Source organism: Clostridium sp. AF35-15 (assembly GCF_003477745.1).
Lineage (GTDB): Bacteria > Bacillota > Clostridia > Lachnospirales > Lachnospiraceae > Otoolea > Otoolea fessa.
In genome coordinates, this window is sequence record NZ_QUDY01000007.1 from 102696 (window position 1) to 121774 (window position 19079).

Here is a 19079-nt window from a genome sequence, read left to right on the forward strand (position 1 = left end):
AAAACGAATCTATTTTTTATATACCCCATGTTTCTACTTGCTCCCATAATAGATAAGGAGGTTGCCTCAGAATGAGAAAAATTTTATATCACGGTTCCTTGGAAATTATTTCTACTCCTATGTATGGTCAGGGAAAGGTCTATAATGACTACGGACAGGGCTTTTATTGTACGGAGAGTCTGGAGCTGGCGAAGGAGTGGTCGTGCGCCGAGCGGGAGGACGGCTATGTGAATCAGTATGAAATGGATGAAACCGGTCTTTTGATTTTAAATTTGATGGAGAAGCACTACAGCGTTCTTCATTGGCTGGCGATTTTGATGAAATACCGGAAAATCCGCCTTTCTTCGGCGGTCATGAAACGGGGAAGAGAGTGGCTGCTGGAACATTTCCTCCCGGATGTGGACGGATATGATGTGGTGATTGGGTACCGGGCGGATGATTCGTATTTTTCATTTGCAAGGGCGTTTGTAAATAATGAAATATCGTTAGAGCAGCTTTCGTATGCGATGCGGCTGGGAAAATTGGGAGAGCAGTATGTATTAAAGAGTCAGAAGGCATTTCAGGCGATACACTTTCTTTCTTATGAAGGAGTAGATTCAGTGGAATATTATGTAAAACGAAGAGCCAGAGATGAGCAAGCTAGAAATGCATACCGGAAAAAGGTGGAAGAGGATGATATCGACGGTATTTATATGCGGGATTTGATTCGAGGGGAGGTGTCGGCTGAGGATGAGCGCTTATGGGATTGAATATCTGGATGATGCGATGAGGAATCTGGGGGAAATGACAGATTATGCGGTCAATGCCTGTGGGATGGATCTGGAAGATTTTTGGAAATTGTTTCTTACAACCGGGTATGCAGAAAAATTTGGGGAAGGTGTACCAAGAGTAGTGAGCGGCTTTTCTGGAACGGAGCTTGCGGAGGAAGTGCTTCGAAAAGCGGGAAAAAAGGACGAACTGCCGGAACCGCAGGTAGAATTTACCTGTTCCAGAGAGTATTGGAGTGGCTGGATACTGGCGTATTATCAGTGGTACAGTGAGAAGAAATTTAAGGAAATTGAAGCAGGGCTTCCGGTCCGGGAGGTTGTGGAAATGTATCCGGCACTTCATGAAGCTCCGGAGGATAAATTTGTTGAGGCGGCAGACAGAATCATTCGAAGAAAAGAGCAGGGGAAAAACGCGTTGCGGCGGATCCGGAAGATGGCGGGATATACCCAAAAGGATCTTTCAGAGCAATCGGGGGTTACGCTGCGGAGTATTCAGCAGTATGAACAGGGAAAAAAGAAGATTCAAAAAGCATCCGCAGAAACCGTGCGTGCGCTTGCACGGTCACTGGGATGCCAGATGGAAGATTTGCTGTAATTGCGAAGGAATTGGACAGTTTCAATTTGCTATAGCGCAGTCGCCTTCGGCAGACTAAAAATAAATTCCGTCCCCACGCCCTCGGTGCTGACAACGTCGATATTTTCCCCATGTGCCTGAACAATCTCTTTGACAATCGCAAGCCCCAGTCCGGTCCCCTTTTTATCTTTTCCGCGCGATAAGTCGGTCTTGTAGAAACGTTCAAAGATTTTCTTCTGGCTGTCCTTCGGGATGCCGATGCCGGTGTCTTTGACGGAAATGAAGATTTTTTCATACCGGATGGAGGTCTGGATGTAAATGATCGAATCCTCGTGGCTGAATTTGATCGCGTTGTCGATCAGGTTGTAGAGAACCTGTTGGATTTTTCCGAGATCGGCGTAGACCATCTGGATGCTATCCGCAAAGGTCAGGTCAAACGTGATGCCTTTCGCGCTGCACGTGCCCTCGAAGGTTGCGGCGGTATCCTTGATCGTCCGGTTGATATCGAAATTTGTCCGGGTTAAGTAGCCTTTGCTGTCCAGGGAGTTGAGTGTCAGCATGCCTTGGGTCAGCTTGTTGAGGCGTTCGGTTTCGGAAATGACGATGTGCAGGTATTTATGATAGAGTTCCTGCGGGATTGTGCCGTCGAGAATCGCCTCGAGATAGCCCTTGATGGAGGTCAGCGGCGAGCGGAAATCGTGCGATACGTTCGCGATGAAATTGTGCTGGTACTGTTCCATTTCATTTAACTCGCTGGACATATAGTTTAATGTGCTGGCGAGATAGCCGATCTCGTCGTGGGTGGTAATCGGGATATTGTGTGCCAGGTTTCCGGCTGCATATTCATTGGCTGCGACCGTAATCTTTTTGAGCGGGAAATAGACCACTTTTGTAAAAACAAGAAGCACCACCAGGGATAGGAAGAACAGGATGATCGATGTTATGTAAATAATATTTAGAAATCCGTTCTGTTCCGCCTCAATGTTCTGGATTGGCATATGAATCACGATGTAGCCGTAGGTCTTCATATTGCCTGTGATCGGGGCGGAAACGGAGAGTACTTTGCTGTCAAACAGGTTGTAATACTGTCCGATGGAATAGAGCCGATTGCCCTGTGCGGTCGGGTCGAAATCGTCGATTGCGATGCCGGTACGACTGTCGCTGCTGTCCGCAACGATGGTGCCCTCATGGTTCAGGATCCAGATATCCGATTGCAGATAGGCGGAAACCGCCTCGAGCTGTGGGTATGCCGAGTCGAGATTGATGGTTTTGCCCTCGTAGGCTTTGCTGCACCGATCGGCAATCATGGTCGCCTCGTCATACAGAACCTCCGATTCGCGTTCCACCAGATGGTGGTAGGTCATCTCAGATGAGATGGTCGCGATCGTGATGAATCCAAGCAGACCGAAGATGAGATAGCCGATCAGCAGTTTATAATAAAGAGAATGTGTGTAGTGGTTTGATTTCATGGTAAACCTCCGGTTACCTCTTCACGTAACAGTTCAGTTCCTTTACTAACAGTTACCGTTTTACCTCAAATTTATATCCAATCCCCCAGACGGTCGTCAGCGCCCACTTGTCGTTGCCCTTGATTTTTTCACGGAGCCGCTTGATATGGACATCTACCGTCCGCGTGTCGCCGATGTATTCATATCCCCAGATATGGTCGAGAAGTTGCTCCCTTGTGAATACCTGGTTTGGTGAGGACGCGAGGAAATAGAGCAGTTCCAGTTCCTTCGGCGGCAGCTCGATCGAGTGTCCGTTGTAAATGACGGAGTAGTTCGTCAGGTTGACGATGAGATCCGGATATTCGACAAAATTGCCATGCTGTTCGGTCACGGACGATGCAGGCATCTGCACCGGCAGCTGGTAGCGCCGCAGAACGGCTTTGACTCTGGCAACCAACTCTTTCGAATCGAATGGTTTGATCATGTAGTCATCGGCGCCCAGCTCCAGCCCCAGCACCTTATCAAAGATTTCGCCCTTGGCGGAGAGCATGATGATTGGCACCTGGGAGGTACTTCGCAGTTCCCGGCAGACCTGATAGCCGTCGATGCCCGGAAGCATCAGATCAAGGAGAATCAGGTTGGGCTGAAATTCGGGAAATACCCGGAGAGCTTCTTCCCCGTCTCCGACAATTTTCGTTTCAAAACATTCTTTCGTCAGGTAAAGTGAGATTAGTTCAGCAATGTTGTAGTCGTCATCTACGATGAGAATGCGCTGCTTTTCAGCCATGTTGATTCCTCCTGTTTTTTTGGATATTTGTAACTGTTCAGTACCTTCACAGTTATGGATATTTCTTATTTAAATGTCACGATTGTAACGCCTGTATCGCCTTCGCCAAACTCGCCAAGCCGGTATTCCTTGACATAGCTTAATTTCTTCAAGTGGCGGTGTACGCCCGCTTTCAAAGCGCCGGTTCCACGACCATGTACGACGCGGACCTGCGGAAGATGCGCCAGGTAGGCATCATCCAGGTATTTGTCGAGTACCGGGATCGCCTCATCGACGGTCATGCCAATCAGGTTGACCTCCGGCGATACGCTGAAGGACTTGGACATCTTGATCTTGCTGCTTCCGCTTCCGGATCCGCGGGAACCACCCGTATGCGTGCCGGAAAGTCCCGGTCCGGTGATGGATGCTTCCTCGACCATTTCCAGATCGCGGATATTGACGAGGGAGCGCAGAATTCCCATCTGTACATACAGATCGCCCTTGGCGTTCGGCAGGGAGCTGACGGTTCCCTTTAAATTCATCGAGAGAACGCGCACGGTATCGCCGAGACGCAGCTTTTTCGCGGAAACGGCTTTTTTCGGTGCGGCGGTTTTCTTAACTGCCAGTTTCTTGTCTACATCCTGGATCTTGCCGCGTAGCTTGGTCCGCTCAGCTTCCAGTTCTTTATTGACGCCGGAAGACTTGGCAAGCTTGTTGATGTTGCGGATCGTCTGATCGGCGGTGTCCTTCGCATCCTGAAGGATCTTCTGAGCTTCCTCGCGGGCTTTGGAAAGCATTTTTTCCTTCTGCTCGGAGAAACGTTCTTCCTTCTGCTGGAGGCGGTTCTTCAGCGTTTCAATTTCCTGTTTATAGGAGGCGATCTCTTCGCGCTCTTTTTCAATGGTCACGCGGCTGTTTTCCAGATTGGCAAGCAGATCCTCGAAGGATTCGTCCTTCTGCTCCATCTGGTTTTTCGCCTCGTCGATGATATAATCCGGCAGCCCCAGCTTGCGGGAAATGGCAAATGCATTACTTTTTCCTGGAATACCGATGAGCAGGCGGTAGGTCGGGCGGAGAGTCTCGACGTTGAACTCGCAGCAGGCATTTTCAACGCCTGGCGCGGTCAGCGCAAAGACTTTTAATTCGCTGTAATGCGTGGTTGCGATCGTCCGGCAGGTCATGTTGTGCAGGAAATTTAAAACCGCAATCGCCAGCGCCGCGCCCTCGGTCGGGTCGGTACCGGAACAGAGCTCATCGAAGAGACAGAGCGAATTGGCGTCCGCCTCATTTAAAATCGAAACGATATTCGTCATATGGGCGGAGAATGTACTCAGATTCTGCTCGATGCTCTGCTCATCGCCAATGTCGGCAAATACATTGTCAAAAACAGCCAACTCGGATCCCTCAAATGCCGGGATATGGAGTCCTGACTGCCCCATCAGGGTAAAGAGTCCGACGGTTTTTAAAGAAACGGTTTTACCACCCGTGTTTGGACCCGTCACAATCAGAAGGTCAAACGAATCGCCAACCCAGATGTTGATCGGAACGACCTGTTTCGGATTTAAGAGCGGATGGCGTCCGTCCTTGATATTGATATACCGTTTGTTGTTAAATTTCGGTTCCACGCAGTTATAGTGGCGGGAAAGAGCTGCCTTTGCGAAAATGAAATCGAGCTCTGCCAGAATCGAAAGATCCGAGAGGATCGCGTCGGTGTAAGGCATAAGCTGGCTGGAAAGAGCTGCCAGAACAAATTCAATTTCCCGTTTTTCCTGGATTTCCAGCTCGCGCAGTTCGTTGTTCAGCTTGACGATCGCGAGCGGCTCGATAAATACAGTCGAACCGGTTGAGGACTGGTCGTGCACCATGCCTGGTACCTGGGATTTATACTCAGCCTTGACCGGCAGGCAATAGCGCCCGTCGCGCATTGTGATGACGGCATCCTGTAAATAGGTCCGGCTGGAATTTAAAATAGAATTTAACTGGGTATGGACGCGTCCGCCCACGATCTTCATGGAGCGGCGCACTTTGGCAAGTCCCGGACTTGCGTCATCGCTGACCTCATCCTCGGATGGCAGGCAGCGCTTGATCTCATTGTTGACCGGCGTCAGCGGATCCAGGGCGCGGAAGCGCTCATCGAGGGAATCATCTGGAAATTCTTCGGATTTCTCATGGCGTCCGTAGCTCTGCGCGCGGGCAGCGACTGTCAGCAGGGAGCTGACAGCGAGAAGCTCCGGGATCCCCAGGGAACTTCCGATTTCCAGACGTTTCATGGAACCACGCACATCCTTCACGCCGCCGAAGGAGAGACTTCCCTTCATGCGGACGCGCGTCAGGGCATCGGTCGTCTCCGTCTGGCTCTGCCGGATCGTCCCCAGATCACAGGACGGCTGCAGTTCCCGGCACATCTGTTTTCCCATCTCCGTGGAGGCGTACTCCGTGAGCTGGTCGATGATCTTTGTATATTCGAGAGTTTTTAATGCTTTTTCATTCATGTTGTGGTAATCCTCTTAATTTAAATGGTGTTCACATGATACCGTGACCACTAAATTCGTGAAAGACCTCATTAAGTGGTCAGGTATAAGTTCTCACTAGACTCGAAAAGACCTCGTCAAGTGTTCACATTATATCACATTCCCCGCCGTCTAGCCAAGCATTCGCACTTTTTTCTTGCATAACCTTAAGAAGGAAAGTATAATTAGGATATGTTATGCAAAGGGGAAAGTGAAATGCCGGATTCAGAAGAACTTGAAAAAAAGGAAAAACGGGAATTCATGAGAGAAACGATAGTGAAGCCGCCGCTGACCAGAAAACAGATTGCGAAGCGGGTGGCTCTCTTTGTATGCGCGTCAGCCGCATTTGGAGGAGTCGCGGCGGTTTCGTTTGCGGCGGTAAAGCCGTTTGCGGATCGGTGTTTTCAGGAAAATGGGATGCAGGAGACATCCTCAGTCGAGTTTTCCAAGGACGATCCGGACTCTGTTTCGCCGTCGGACGGTGCAGATGCGGATATGACAGCGCAGCCGGAACAAATGGAGCAGGAGATTGATGAGGCGGTCAGCGAGGCGCTTTCCAGCTATCAGTTTTCCGCAGACAATTTCAATTCGATGACGTCGGTGCTGCGTGGAATCGGGGAACAGGGTGATAAGTCGATCGTGACGGTCAGCTCCGGCAAACAGGATACGGATATATTTGGAAACCCGGTGGAAAATACGGGTGATTATGCAGGTGCAGTCATCGCGGAGAGTGATGGAGAATTTCTGATCTTTACTTACGCCGATGCGGTGCGGGCAGCAGATTCGATCAATGTGAGATTTTCGGATGGAACGAAGATCGCTGGTACAGTGCGCCAGATTGACGAAGTGCTCGGAATGGCAGTTGTGGCGGTGCCGTCCGGCAATCTGCCGGAAGAAGAGCGGAAAAAGGTGCAGGTGCTTTCACTTGCCAATTCATATACGGTCAAGGCAGGCGATGTCCTCGTAGGTATCGGCGGTCCGTCCGGACAGGTGCATTCGCTTTCGTTCGGAACGGTATCCTACGTGGCGCGCAATGTGCAGATTACAGATGGACTGACGCGGATCCTGTATGCGGATATCAGCAGCAATTCGCAGACGGGTACCTTTTTGATCAATACAGCCGGAGAGATGGTCGGCTGGACATCGGAGTCCTGCCGCAGCGAGAGCTGTACGGATCGGACGGCGGCGTACACCATTTCCAGCTACAAGCCGATTCTGGAGCGGCTGACGAATGGCGCTTCGGCGGCATATCTGGGCATCCTGGGACAGGATGTGAGCCGTGCGATGCAGGGGAGCGGCATTCCGGCGGGCGTTTACGTGACGGAGGCAGTCTCCGGCAGCCCGGCATATGACGCTGGCATCCAGCCCGGCGATATTATTGTGAAATTTGGCACAAAGGAGATCGGAAGTTTCAAAGATCTCCAGGCGCAGATTGAAAATTCCGCGAGCGGCGTGTCTGTATCGGTAAATGTGATGCGGAAAGGGCGCGACGGATACACGGAAATTCCATTTTTGGTATCTCTGCGCGCCAGATAGAAATTCAGGAGGATATAGGCAGAATGAGATATATTGAACAGTTCCGGGAAGGAATGAGAGTCTCGGACGTATATTTATGTAAGACGAAACAGCACGCGGTGACGAAAAACGGAAAAGAGTACGCTTCCGTGCTGCTTCAGGATAAAACAGGCACGGTAGACTGCAAAATCTGGGATTTAAGTTCTCCGGGCATCAATGATTTTGAGCCGCTGCAGTACGTCTATGTGGACGGCGATGTGACGGTTTTCCAGGGTTCCAACCAGTTAAATATCAAGCGCATACGCAAGGCAGACGAGGGCGAGTATCAGGAAAGTGATTACCTTCCGGTCAGCTCAAAGGATATCAAGATAATGTATCAGGATCTGACGGCTCTGGTGCAGTCTTTCCAGAATCCGTACCTGAAAAAGCTGGCATCCAGCTATTTCCTGGAAGATAAGGCGTTTGTGAAGAAATTCTGCTTCCATTCGGCGGCGAAGAGTGTGCATCATGGTTTTGTGGGCGGACTTTTGGAACATACGTTAAGTGTTATGAAACTCTGTGATTTCTACACGAAGTCATATCCGGCGCTGAATCGCGATCTGCTTCTGACGGCGGCGCTGTTCCACGACATCGGAAAAGTGCAGGAATTATCCGCGTTTCCGGAAAATGATTATACGGACGACGGTCAGCTCTTAGGTCATATCGTGATCGGCACGATGATGGTTGCAGACCGTATTAAGGAGATTCCGGGATTCCCGGCAAAGACAGCGGCGGAGTTAAAGCACTGCATCCTTGCGCACCACGGCGAATTAGAGTACGGTTCCCCGAAGAAACCGGCGCTTCTGGAGGCGCTGGCATTGAATTTCGCGGACAATACCGATGCGAAGATGGAGACGATGCTGGAAGTCTTAAAGAGCGGCGGGGAGAATCCGGGCTGGCTCGGATATAACCGTTTCCTGGAGACGAATGTGAGAAAGACGACGCCGACGGAATAATAATAAGATAACAGACATCTAAAATGAGTCTAAATGTATATAAGAAAAAGAAAACAGCGCTGCACAAGCAGATGCTGCCTTGCAGAAGCGGGGGAACGAAAAAATAGGAATCAGGTGTCTATGCTGTTGGCAGAGAAGCGAGTTAAATAGCCGCACATAAAATAAATAAGAAAAATGGAGAAGGATACCAGGAAGGTACAGCGGTTCAGTAGGGATCGCACTTTTCTGATATCCTTTTGTTTCATAAAGAAAAATATAGGGGTACAACAGAAAATATGAAAAAACGAGAAAATACAGGCAAAATCATTGGAAAGGTGTTCGGAGAAGCCAGGGAACTTGGCGTTACTGCCTTAGCGGCGGCAGTCATGCTTTCCGGATGCGGAAACGCTGGAAATCAGGCACAGAAAGGCGGTTCCGGCGCAGAACAGACGGAAAATACCCAAACAAGCGTTATTATCGCGATGCCGCCGACTTCAGAGCCGGAGGCGGGCTTTGATCCGGCATATGGCTGGGGCGCGGGCGAGCATATGCATGAACCGCTGATCCAGAGCACCCTGACGGTGACAGAAGCAGATTTGAGTATCGGGTATGATCTGGCGACGGATGTGGAGACCTCCGAGGATGGAATGACATGGACGGTGACGATCCGCGACGATGCGAAATTCACGGATGGCGAGGCGCTGACCGCGGAGGATGTGGCATTCACTTATAACACATTGAAAAAGACGAGTTCCGTCAACGATTTTTCAATGCTGAAACAGGCGGAGGCGATCGATGATGTGACGGTTGTGTTTGAGATGGAACGCCCGTTTGCTATCTGGTCATACACGATGGCGGTGACGGGAATTGTGCCGGAGCATGCATATGGAACGGATTACGGCACACATCCGATCGGTTCCGGGCGATATATCCTGAAACAGTGGGACAAGGGGCAGCAGGTGATTCTGGAAGCCAACCCGGATTATTATGGGGATGCGCCGAAGATGCGGCAGGTCACGATTCTCTTTATGGAAGAGGATGCGGCATTTGTGGCGGTGCGCGCCGGGCAGGTGGATGTGGCGTACACGGCGGCGTCCTATGCAGACCAGTCGGTTCCAGAATTCAGTCTTTTGGATTGTGAGACGGTGGACAACCGTGGATTTAACCTCCCGGCAGTGCCGGAGACGGTACGGGGGGATGGCGTAAAAATCGGCAATGATTTTACCGCGGATGTGCAGGTGCGCCGGGCGATCAACCTGGCGATTGACCGGCAGGAAATGATCGATCATGTGTTAAATGGTTACGGCAGCCCGGCATATAGTGTCTGTGACAAGATGCCGTGGTACAACGATGAAATGGAGAAAATTTCCTATGATGTGGAGAAGGCGGAAGAGATGCTGGATGCGGCGGGATGGAAGAAAAATGCTGACGGCATCCGCGAAAAGGATGGAGTGAAAGCCATTCTGGAATTTCTCTATCCGACCGGGGATTCGGTGCGTCAGGCGCTGGCAGCCGATACGGCACAGCAGTTAAAAGAGATTGGAATTGACGCATCGATCCGCGGCACCGGCTGGGATACTGCGTATGACGAGGCACAGTCGCAGCCGCTTCTCTGGGGCTGGGGCGCGCACACGCCGATGGAATTTTATAATATTTACCATACAAAGGCAGATACGGGGCTGGCAGAATATTCGCCGTATGCGAATGAGACCGTGGACGCTTATATGGATGAGGCCCTGGAAGCACCGGATCTGGAAAGTTCGTATGAATTGTGGAAAACGGCGCAGTGGGACGGCGAGACGGGCGTTTCAGCCGAGGGTGATCTTCCGTGGATCTGGCTGGTAAATGTCGATCATCTGTACTGGGTGAGAGACGGGCTTCATGTCGCAGAGCAGAAGGTGCATCCGCACGGTCACGGCTGGTCCATCGTCAACAATGTCGATCGGTGGTACTATGAGTAGGATGAAATGGTTTGGGCGCAGTCTGCTGCACCTGATTCTGCTGCTTTTGGCAGTCAGTCTGGTATCGTTTCTGCTGGTGTCGATGTCTCCGGTCGATCCGCTGCAGACGAATGTCGGGCAGACGGCGCTCGGCTCGATGGCGCCGGAGCAGATCGAGAAGCTGCAGGCGTACTGGGGCGTTGGTGTGCCGGTCTGGAAGCGCTTCTTTAGCTGGATTTCGGGCATCTGTCATGGTGATTTTGGCATTTCCCTTCTGTACCGCAGACCGGTGCTGGAGGTGATCGCGGAAAAGGCGTCTGCGTCAGTGTGGCTCCTTCTGTCTGCGTGGCTGTTTTCGGGAATCGTGGGGATATTTTTAGGAATTGCAGCGGCGGCAAAACGGGGCAAGTGGGTGGATCGCCTGATTACGGGCTATTGCATCGTGATCGCGGGAACGCCGTCCTTCTGGCTGGCGCTGGTGCTGCTGCTTCTCTTTACAGTGCAGCTTCCCATCTTCCCAATCGGGTTCAGTGTCCCGGTGGGAATGGCGGCGGACGAGGTCAGCCTGGCGGATCGCCTGTATCACGCATTTCTGCCGGCGTGTACGCTGGGACTGACAGGGATTTCTTCGATTGCGATGCACACGCGCGAAAAAGTGATTGAGATTCTGGAAAGTGATTACGTACTCTATGCGCGGGCGCGGGGCGAGAGCGGCTGGCGGCTGATTTTCCGGCATGGACTCCGCAACCTGCTTCTCCCGGTAATTACGCTGCAATTTGGCTCGATCAGCGAGATTTTCGGCGGTTCGGTGCTGGTGGAACAGGTCTTTTCCTATCCGGGACTCGGACGGGCGGCGGTCACGGCGGGGCTGGGAAGCGATATCCCGCTTCTGCTGGGAATTACACTCATCAGTGCCGTGCTTGTATTTGCAGGAAATGCAGCGGCGGATGGGCTGTACCGGCTGGTCGATCCGAGACTTAGGAAAGGAGGTAGGGCATGAGAAAGAAAACACTCTGGCTGCTGGGAATTTCCCTCCTTTTCTTGATTCTGGTGACAGTGCTTGGAATCGTCTGGGAGGATGCCGCACAGCAGGTCGATTTTGCGAGAAAAAACCTGCCTCCGGGAACCGGCGGGCTGTTTGGAACCGACTGGATGGGGCGGGATATGCTGAAACGGACGGTTGCGGGGCTTTCTTTAAGCATCCGGCTGGGGCTTCTGACCGCGGCGATCAGCGCCGCGGTGGCATTGGCGCTTGCATTGCTGGCGTCGCTTGGCGGGGGCCTGATGGATTCATTGGTATGCGGGCTGATTAATCTGGTAATGGGAATCCCGCACATGCTTCTCCTGATCCTGATTTCCTACAGTCTGGGAAAGGGATTCCGGGGTGTAGCAGCCGGGATTGCCCTGACGCACTGGGCGTCCCTGGCGAGGCTTTTGCGGGCGGAAATCTTACAGATCCGGGACAGTCCGTATATGCGGATCTCCGAAAAACTGGGGAAAAAGCCCTGGTGGATTGCCTGGAACCACATAGTACCGCAGGTATCGCGGCAATTTGTAACCGGGTTAATTCTTCTCTTTCCCCATGCGATTCTTCATGAGGCGGGCGTGACCTTTCTGGGCTTCGGCCTTTCCTCCGAGCAACCGGCGATCGGTGTTATTTTATCCGAGAGTATGTCGTACCTGATTACCGGAAAATGGTGGCTGGCGCTCTTTCCGGGCGCGGCACTGGTGCTGGTAACGCTGGGATTTCAGGCGATCGGGCAGAGCCTGGGGCGGCTGATGGATCCGGGGAGCGTGCATGAGTAGAGGATGCTGGGAATGAGGCAGAAAAACATATATTTTGATAAAATGATGCGATTAAGACAGAAACAATCAAAAACGATGCGGCTATCAGATTTGGAACAGACAGACGTTCTCAAAGAACGGAGATTGCGTGAAAATCGTGATTCCATGGAAAAGCCGATATTGAAAATTCAAAATCTAAACTTATATTTTACGCAGTACGCGCGTGGGCTTAGACGGCGCGAACTCCATCCGCTCCGCGACCTTTCCTGCAAACTTTTCAGTGGGGAGCTGACGGCGGTGGTCGGGGCGAGTGGTTCGGGAAAAAGCCTGCTGGCGCACGCGATTCTGGGGATCTTGCCGTACAACTGCCGGATGGAAGGAAAAATTTCCTATCAGGGAGAGGTTCTGGATGAGACGCGGCTTGCCGGGCTGCGGGGCAATGGGATTTCCCTGATTCCGCAGGGGGTTTCCTACCTCGATCCGTTGATGCGGGTCGGGGATCAGATCTGCGGCGGCAGAAAAGATGAAGCGACGCGGGCAAAATGCCGCCAGCTTTTGAAGCGGTACGGGCTGGATGAATCAGTGGAAAAATGTTATCCATTTGAGCTGTCGGGCGGCATGGCGCGGCGCGTCCTGATGGCAGCGACACTGATGCAGGAGCCGAGGCTGATTGTGGCGGATGAACCGACACCGGGGCTGGAGGCGATGACCGCGCGCCATGTGATCCGTCATTTAAAAGAGATGGCACAGGACGGGGCAGCGGTGCTTTTGATTACTCATGATCTGGAACTGGCGATTGAGATGGCGGACCGGATTCTGGTGTTTTATGACGGGACGATTCTGGAGGAAGTAAAGCCGGAGAACTTCCGGGAGGGACGGAATCTGAAAGAGCCATACACGCAGGCGCTCTACCGGGCGCTGCCGGAACATGAATTTTTTGGAGGAGAATGAGATGTCACTAAAGGCAGAAAACCTATCTTTTTCATATGAAAATGGCGGGCGCCACGTGCTGACGCGTATTTCCCTGAAAATTGAGCCGGGAGAGCGCGTGGGGCTGGTGGCGCCGAGCGGATATGGAAAAACGACGCTGTGTCGCCTGCTGGCGGGATATGAGAGACCGGAGGCGGGAATGGTAGAGATTGACGGCATACCGATTGAGAATATCCGGGGCTGTATGCCGGTGCAGTTAATCTGGCAGCACCCGGAGCAGGCGGTCAACCCGCGCTGGCGGATGCGCCAGGTTCTCAGTGAAGGCGGTCAGGTGGATGAGGAGAGCCGGGGACGGCTTGGCATCCGGGAAGAATGGCTGGATCGGTTCCCATCGGAGCTTTCCGGAGGCGAACTGCAGCGGTTTTGTATTGCCAGAGCGCTGGCGGCAAATCCGAGGTATTTGCTGGCGGATGAGATTACCGCGATGTTTGACGCAGTGACCCAGAGCCAGATCTGGCAGGCGCTTTTGCAGGAGGCAAAGGAGCGGGAGCTGGGAATGGTGATTGTGAGCCATTCGGAATCTCTTTTGAAGCGGATTTGCACGCGGCGGATTGATTTAAAGGCATTGCAGGAAAAGATGGCAGCAGTTTAGCCAGTTCACATATTGACAGAGAAAATCGGGATTGACCGAGCTCATAAGAGCGAGGGATGCTTCTTGTCCAAAGGACAAGAAGATGGGCGATAGTAAGAGATTAATAATTCGGGATTTGGTAAGGAGGAGGAAAAATGGATGTTCGGAAGCTGTTGGAAGAGGTAAAACGGGGGGATACGAGTATTGAGGAAGCGGAGAATGCGTTCAAGAATCTTCCTTACGAAGATTTAGGGTATGCGAAGCTGGATCTGCACCGGAAATTGCGTTCGGGATTCCCAGAGACGGTGTTCTGCCAAGGAAAGCCGGATGCCTATCTGGCGGATATTTTCGAGACGCTGTACCGGGAAAATGGGGAAGTACTCGGAACGCGGGCGACGCCAGAGCAGTGGAATCTAGTGCGGGCGCGCATCCCGGAGATAGAATACGATCCGGTTTCAAAAATTTTGCAGGCGAGAAAATCATCGGAGACACCGTGGAAGCTGGAAGGGCTGGTGGCAGTCTGCACAGGCGGAACCGCGGATATCCCGGTTGCGGAGGAAGCTGCCAAAACGGTAGAATTTTTCGGCTGCCGCGTGGAGCGCTACTATGATATAGGGGTGGCGGGCATCCATCGCCTTTTATCCAAACGCGAGGCGATTGCGCGGGCAAACTGCGTGATTGCGGTGGCGGGAATGGAAGGCGCGCTTGGCACAGTTGTCGCCGGGCTGGTGGAAAATCCGGTCATTGCGGTTCCGACCTCGGTCGGCTATGGTGCAAGTTTTCATGGACTGTCGGCATTGATCACGATGATTAATTCCTGTGCGAACGGCATTTCGGTTGTAAATATAGATAACGGCTACGGCGCAGCATATCTGGCGGCGCAGATCAACCGCCTGGCGGTGCGGGAGCCGAAGAAGACGGCAGAGTGATAGAAAGTTTGTGTTATTGTGGAAATAAACAGGACAATAGATGCATGAGAGCGGAAAAGCGGGAATGTATCAAAAGAGAGAAGACTGGAAGGAGAAGTAAAAAATGGATGAGAAAATCTTATATCTGGATTGTGCGTCTGGAATCAGTGGAGATATGACGGTTGGCGCACTGTTGGATCTTGGAGCAAGCCGGGAAAAACTGGTACAGGCACTGGACAGTCTGGGCGTATCCGGGTATCATCTGCATTTTGGGCGGACGAAGAAATGTGGAATCGATGCGTATGATTTCGATGTACATTTAGAGGAAGAAGAGCATCATCACGACCACGAGCATCATCACGACCACGAGCATCATCACGACCACGAGCATCATCACGACCACGAGCATCATCACGACCACGAACATGGTCATGAGCACGAACATAGCCATGATGAGCACGACCATGAGCATCATCACGATCATGAACACACTCACGACCATGAGCACAGCCATGATCACGCTCACACCCACGATCATATGCATCCTCACATCCACCGCAACATCCATGACATTTTCGAGATCATCGATCGTCTGGATGCATCTGACCGCGTTAAAAACCTGGCGCGCCGGATGTTCGAGATTGTAGCGGGGGCAGAGTCGAAAGCACACGGAATCCCGGTCAGCGAGGTTCATTTCCATGAAGTTGGTGCAATTGACTCGATTGTGGATGTTATCAGTGCGGCATTCTGCCTGGAGGATCTGGGAATCCACCGCGTGGTGATATCGCCGCTTTCCGAAGGTCATGGATTCGCACGCTGCCAGCACGGTTTAATGCCGGTTCCGGTTCCGGCGACGGCAAATATCGCAGCAGCACAGAGCTTGGAACTGACGCTTCGGGATGTCGAAGGAGAGATGGTAACGCCGACCGGCGCGGCGATCGCGGCGGCATTCCGGACAGAAGCGGCGCTTCCGAAGAAGTACCAGATCGAAAAGATCGGTATCGGCGCCGGAAATAAGGATTTCGCGCACGCGAATATCCTGCGGGCGATGCTTCTGACGGATAAAACGGTGGAAGTAGAAACCGGAAAAGACGGTCACGACGAGAGCTCCATGTGGGTCATGGAGGCAAACCTGGACGACTGCACCGGCGAGGCGCTGGGATATGCGATGGAGGTGCTTCTGGAAGCGGGCGCCAGAGATGTGTGGTACACACCGGCATATATGAAGAAAAACCGTCCGGCGTATGTGCTTCATGTACTGACAACGGCAGAAAAACGAGAAGAATTAGAACAGCTTGTATTCTCCTGTACGACCACGATTGGTGTGCGCCGTTATCCAGTAGAGAGGACGATACTGCCACGGGAAGTAAAGGAGATCCAGACCCGTTACGGGGCAGCAAAGGTAAAAATCTGCAAGCGCGGCGGCGTGGATACGTGCTATCCGGAGTATGAGAGCGTGCGCGCGATCTGCCGGGAGACAGGGAAGCGCTTCATGGAAGTATTCCACGGAGTAATGGAAGACGGAAGTATTAGTTTACAGTAGGCACTTTTGAGATTGAAAAACGGCACAGTGCATTCTCGTTAGATAATTAAGAGGAGAATCAAGAACCATGGAAAATAAACCAATGATATCAGAGACAGAAAAAAGAGAAGCTTTAAAACAGTTCATGGCAGAAAAAGCGAAAGCACCGGTCTGTGTCGCCTTTTCGGGCGGTGTGGACAGCAGCCTGATTCTCAAGCTGGCGTGTGATACGGCGAAGAAGACGGGAATGCCGGTTTATGCCGTGACATTTCACACCATGCTGCACCCAGCCTGTGATCTGGAGATCGCGGAGCGGGTGGCAAAGGAGCTGGGCGCGATCCATAAAATTATCCAGGTCAATGAGATGGAGCTGGAAGCCATCCGGACGAATCCGGTCAACCGCTGTTATATCTGCAAACACCACCTGTTCGCGACACTTCTGGATTTTGCAAAAGAAGAGGGGATTCCGTGCGTGATGGACGGAACCAATGAGAGCGACCTGCATGTGTACCGCCCAGGTATCCAGGCACTCCGTGAGCTGGGTGTCGTCAGTCCACTTGCACAGTGCGGACTGGAGAAAAAGGATGTCAAGGCATTTGCAGCTGACTTAGGAATTTCCGTTGCATCCCGTCCGTCCATGCCATGTATGGCGACCCGCCTTCCATATGGAACTTCCTTTGACATGGAAGTTTTGAAGCGGATTGAGAAAGGCGAAGATTATCTTCGAAGCGTGTTTGGCGGAAATGTGCGCCTGCGCCTGCATGGCGATATTGTCCGGATCGAGGTGAATGCGGATAAATTTGAAAAAGCGATTGCCGAGCGGGAGACGATCTGCAGGACATTAAAAGAAATGGGTTTTCTGTACATTACACTCGATCTGGAAGGTTTCCGGTCGGGAAGTATGGATATAGTGCAGAAACTCAACGCGCTGGCCGGGAAATGAATGTGAAGGAGATGGAAATCCCATGCAAGAAGAATGTATTGTCTGTAAAGCACCTCTTATTTATCTGGAACAGGATGAATGGATGGAGTGCGAATTATGTCATAAAAAAGAATTGAGCAAGACCAGATGCCAGAACGGGCATTATGTTTGTAATGATTGTCATACGAAGGGACTGGACACCATTCTTTCCCTGTGTATAGACGAAACATCCAGAAATCCGATCGAGATTGTCCGGAAGATGATGGATGCACCGTTTTGCCATATGCATGGACCGGAGCATCATGTCATGGTGGGAGCGGCGCTGCTTACTGCATATAAAAATGCGGGAGGTGCTATTAATCTGCGGGAATCTGTGATGGAAATGCTGAACCGTGGAAAAGCCGTTCCAGGAGGAACCTGCGGATTCTGGGGTGCCTGCGGAGCGGGAATCAGCGCAGGTATGTTTGTATCTATCTTGTCTGGGGCGACGCCACTGACGGAGGAATCCTGGGGACTTTCGAATCAGATGACATCAAAAGCACTGGAAGCGATTTCGCACACCGGCGGTCCGAGGTGTTGTAAAAGAGATTCTTATCTGGCGATTCTGGCGGCGGTTGATTTTGTAAAAACGCATTTTGGAATCGAAATGGAATGCACAGAAGTCCATTGTACGCATTATGCTCAGAACAATCAGTGTATTGGCAAGCGCTGTCCATTTTGGCGATTTGATGATAATATTTGACTATAAATGGATAAACGGAGATAATAAAGCTGCGATATAATTAGATTGTGCGAGATGGGATTGCAGTTTGCATAATGTGTGAACTGTGATGAGAGAGCAATTTCTCGTGTAATAGGAAATTTCCTGGAATTCCCTATTACACAAAAAGGCACATCCTTTTTTACGTGGAAAAATCGGAAGTTGTGGAGGTGTTGAATGAAAAGTGTATTAATGATTGGACAGTCCAACATGGCTGGACGTGGATTCATAAACGAAGTACCGATGATTTGTAATGAGAGAATCCAGATGTTAAGAAATGGAAAATGGCAAATGATGACAGAACCAATTAACTACGATCGTCCTATATCAGGAGTAAGTCTTGCGGGTTCATTTGCTGCAATGTGGTGCATGGAAAACAAAGAAGAACAAATCGGCTTGATTCCATGTGCGGAAGGTGGCAGTTCCATTGATGACTGGTCTATAGAGAAAATATTATTTAAAAATGCAATTATTCAGGCAAAATTTGCAATGCAAAATAGTAATTTGATTGCTATTCTGTGGCATCAAGGAGAAAATGATAGCTATAATGGTAACTACAAAACGTATTATGAAAAATTACATACAATTTTTGAGGCTTTAAAAAATGAACTTAATTTAGACGATGTACCGTTTATTATTGGAGGACTTGGTGACTATTTAGGAAAGATAGGCTTTGGTTTTAATTGTACAGAGTATGACTTGGTGAATAAAGAATTATTACGATATGCCAATGATCATAATCATGTATATTTTGTAACTGCCCAGGGGTTGTCAGCAAATCCAGATGGCATACATTTAAATGCTGTCTCTCAAAGAAAATTTGGGGTTCGTTATTACTATGCCTACAAAAACAAAAAGAATGTGATAACACCTTTGAAAAACGAAGAAAAATTATTAGAGTCATGTATTAATATTCCATATACTCAGAATGAAATGAAATATTTAGCCATGATGGATTTGACAATGGGAAAATGTAGTTATGAAGAGTTCATAACAAAAATGAAAAATCTCTAACTTTCAATCTGACTAATGGAAATAAAATAAAGAAAAGAATTAGAATTTTACAAAGAAGTGTAATTGTATGAATAAAGCGATTGTTGTAATGAGGATTGCTATTCTTACTTCTT

Annotated in this window: 17 protein-coding genes; 14 read left to right on the forward strand and 3 right to left on the reverse strand. The window is 50.7% G+C overall.

All coding sequences use genetic code 11. The features are described from left to right. Nucleotides 1–71: 71 nt before the first annotated feature. Together DWZ76_RS09765 and DWZ76_RS09770 are read left to right on the forward strand one after the other, a co-directional pair. A complete protein-coding gene (locus DWZ76_RS09765) occupies nt 72–749 on the forward strand; it encodes a DUF3990 domain-containing protein (RefSeq protein ID WP_107001858.1) in 678 nt (225 codons plus the stop codon). After that, the gene (locus tag DWZ76_RS09770) at nt 730–1362 is read left to right on the forward strand and encodes a helix-turn-helix domain-containing protein (protein WP_022358806.1); all 633 of its coding nucleotides are present in this window, start codon (nt 730–732) and stop codon (nt 1360–1362) included. Before DWZ76_RS09765 ends, DWZ76_RS09770 begins: the two co-directional genes overlap by 20 nt. Before the next feature lie 29 nt (nt 1363–1391). Here the strand turns inward: DWZ76_RS09770 and DWZ76_RS09775 are convergent, their stop codons facing one another. The 3 genes from DWZ76_RS09775 to DWZ76_RS09785 form a co-directional block, all read right to left on the reverse strand. After that, the gene (locus DWZ76_RS09775) at nt 1392–2810 is read right to left on the reverse strand and encodes a HAMP domain-containing sensor histidine kinase (RefSeq protein WP_117796703.1); all 1419 of its coding nucleotides are present in this window, start codon (nt 2808–2810) and stop codon (nt 1392–1394) included. Between the two features lie 52 nt (nt 2811–2862). Beyond that, nucleotides 2863–3576: a response regulator transcription factor gene (locus tag DWZ76_RS09780; protein WP_107001860.1), complete on the reverse strand. Its 714-nt coding sequence runs from the start codon at nt 3574–3576 to the stop codon at nt 2863–2865. 65 nt (nt 3577–3641) lie between these two features. Further along, the gene (locus DWZ76_RS09785; RefSeq protein WP_117796702.1) at nt 3642–6047 is read right to left on the reverse strand and encodes an endonuclease MutS2; all 2406 of its coding nucleotides are present in this window, start codon (nt 6045–6047) and stop codon (nt 3642–3644) included. A 279-nt stretch (nt 6048–6326) separates the two neighbouring features. On the opposite strand from DWZ76_RS09785, the gene DWZ76_RS09790 reads away from it, so the two are divergent. The 12 genes from DWZ76_RS09790 (at nt 6327) to DWZ76_RS09845 (ending at nt 18966) form a co-directional block, all read left to right on the forward strand. Further along, complete coding sequence (locus tag DWZ76_RS09790; protein WP_233430292.1) at nt 6327–7601, forward strand: S1C family serine protease; 1275 nt, start codon at nt 6327–6329, stop codon at nt 7599–7601. 23 nt (nt 7602–7624) lie between these two features. Beyond that, nucleotides 7625–8575 carry an HD domain-containing protein gene (locus DWZ76_RS09795; protein ID WP_118472547.1) on the forward strand — a complete coding sequence of 317 codons (951 nt, stop codon included), beginning with the start codon at nt 7625–7627 and terminating at the stop codon, nt 8573–8575. 275 nt (nt 8576–8850) lie between these two features. Continuing rightward, complete coding sequence (locus DWZ76_RS09800; RefSeq protein ID WP_118469276.1) at nt 8851–10515, forward strand: ABC transporter substrate-binding protein; 1665 nt, start codon at nt 8851–8853, stop codon at nt 10513–10515. Beyond that, complete coding sequence (locus tag DWZ76_RS09805) at nt 10508–11494, forward strand: ABC transporter permease (protein ID WP_333549120.1); 987 nt, start codon at nt 10508–10510, stop codon at nt 11492–11494. Before DWZ76_RS09800 ends, DWZ76_RS09805 begins: the two co-directional genes overlap by 8 nt. Then, on the forward strand, nt 11491–12300 hold the full coding sequence (locus DWZ76_RS09810; RefSeq protein WP_118469274.1) for an ABC transporter permease: 810 nt from the start codon (nt 11491–11493) through the stop codon (nt 12298–12300). The genes DWZ76_RS09805 and DWZ76_RS09810 overlap by 4 nt, the downstream gene beginning before the upstream one ends. A gap of 159 nt (nt 12301–12459) precedes the next feature. After that, the gene (locus DWZ76_RS09815) at nt 12460–13230 is read left to right on the forward strand and encodes an ABC transporter ATP-binding protein (RefSeq protein ID WP_243015259.1); all 771 of its coding nucleotides are present in this window, start codon (nt 12460–12462) and stop codon (nt 13228–13230) included. A gap of 1 nt (nt 13231) precedes the next feature. Then, on the forward strand, nt 13232–13861 hold the full coding sequence (locus tag DWZ76_RS09820; protein ID WP_118469272.1) for an ATP-binding cassette domain-containing protein: 630 nt from the start codon (nt 13232–13234) through the stop codon (nt 13859–13861). A gap of 134 nt (nt 13862–13995) precedes the next feature. Continuing rightward, nucleotides 13996–14769 carry a nickel pincer cofactor biosynthesis protein LarB gene (gene larB, locus DWZ76_RS09825; protein WP_118469270.1) on the forward strand — a complete coding sequence of 258 codons (774 nt, stop codon included), beginning with the start codon at nt 13996–13998 and terminating at the stop codon, nt 14767–14769. Between the two features lie 103 nt (nt 14770–14872). After that, on the forward strand, nt 14873–16291 hold the full coding sequence (gene larC / locus DWZ76_RS09830) for a nickel pincer cofactor biosynthesis protein LarC (protein WP_118472548.1): 1419 nt from the start codon (nt 14873–14875) through the stop codon (nt 16289–16291). 67 nt (nt 16292–16358) lie between these two features. Continuing rightward, on the forward strand, nt 16359–17213 hold the full coding sequence (gene larE, locus DWZ76_RS09835; RefSeq protein WP_207663648.1) for an ATP-dependent sacrificial sulfur transferase LarE: 855 nt from the start codon (nt 16359–16361) through the stop codon (nt 17211–17213). A gap of 22 nt (nt 17214–17235) precedes the next feature. Then, on the forward strand, nt 17236–17934 hold the full coding sequence (locus DWZ76_RS09840; protein WP_118472549.1) for a DUF5714 domain-containing protein: 699 nt from the start codon (nt 17236–17238) through the stop codon (nt 17932–17934). Nucleotides 17935–18129: 195 nt separating this feature from the next. Continuing rightward, the gene (locus tag DWZ76_RS09845) at nt 18130–18966 is read left to right on the forward strand and encodes a sialate O-acetylesterase (protein WP_087155189.1); all 837 of its coding nucleotides are present in this window, start codon (nt 18130–18132) and stop codon (nt 18964–18966) included. Nucleotides 18967–19079: the final 113 nt, after the last annotated feature.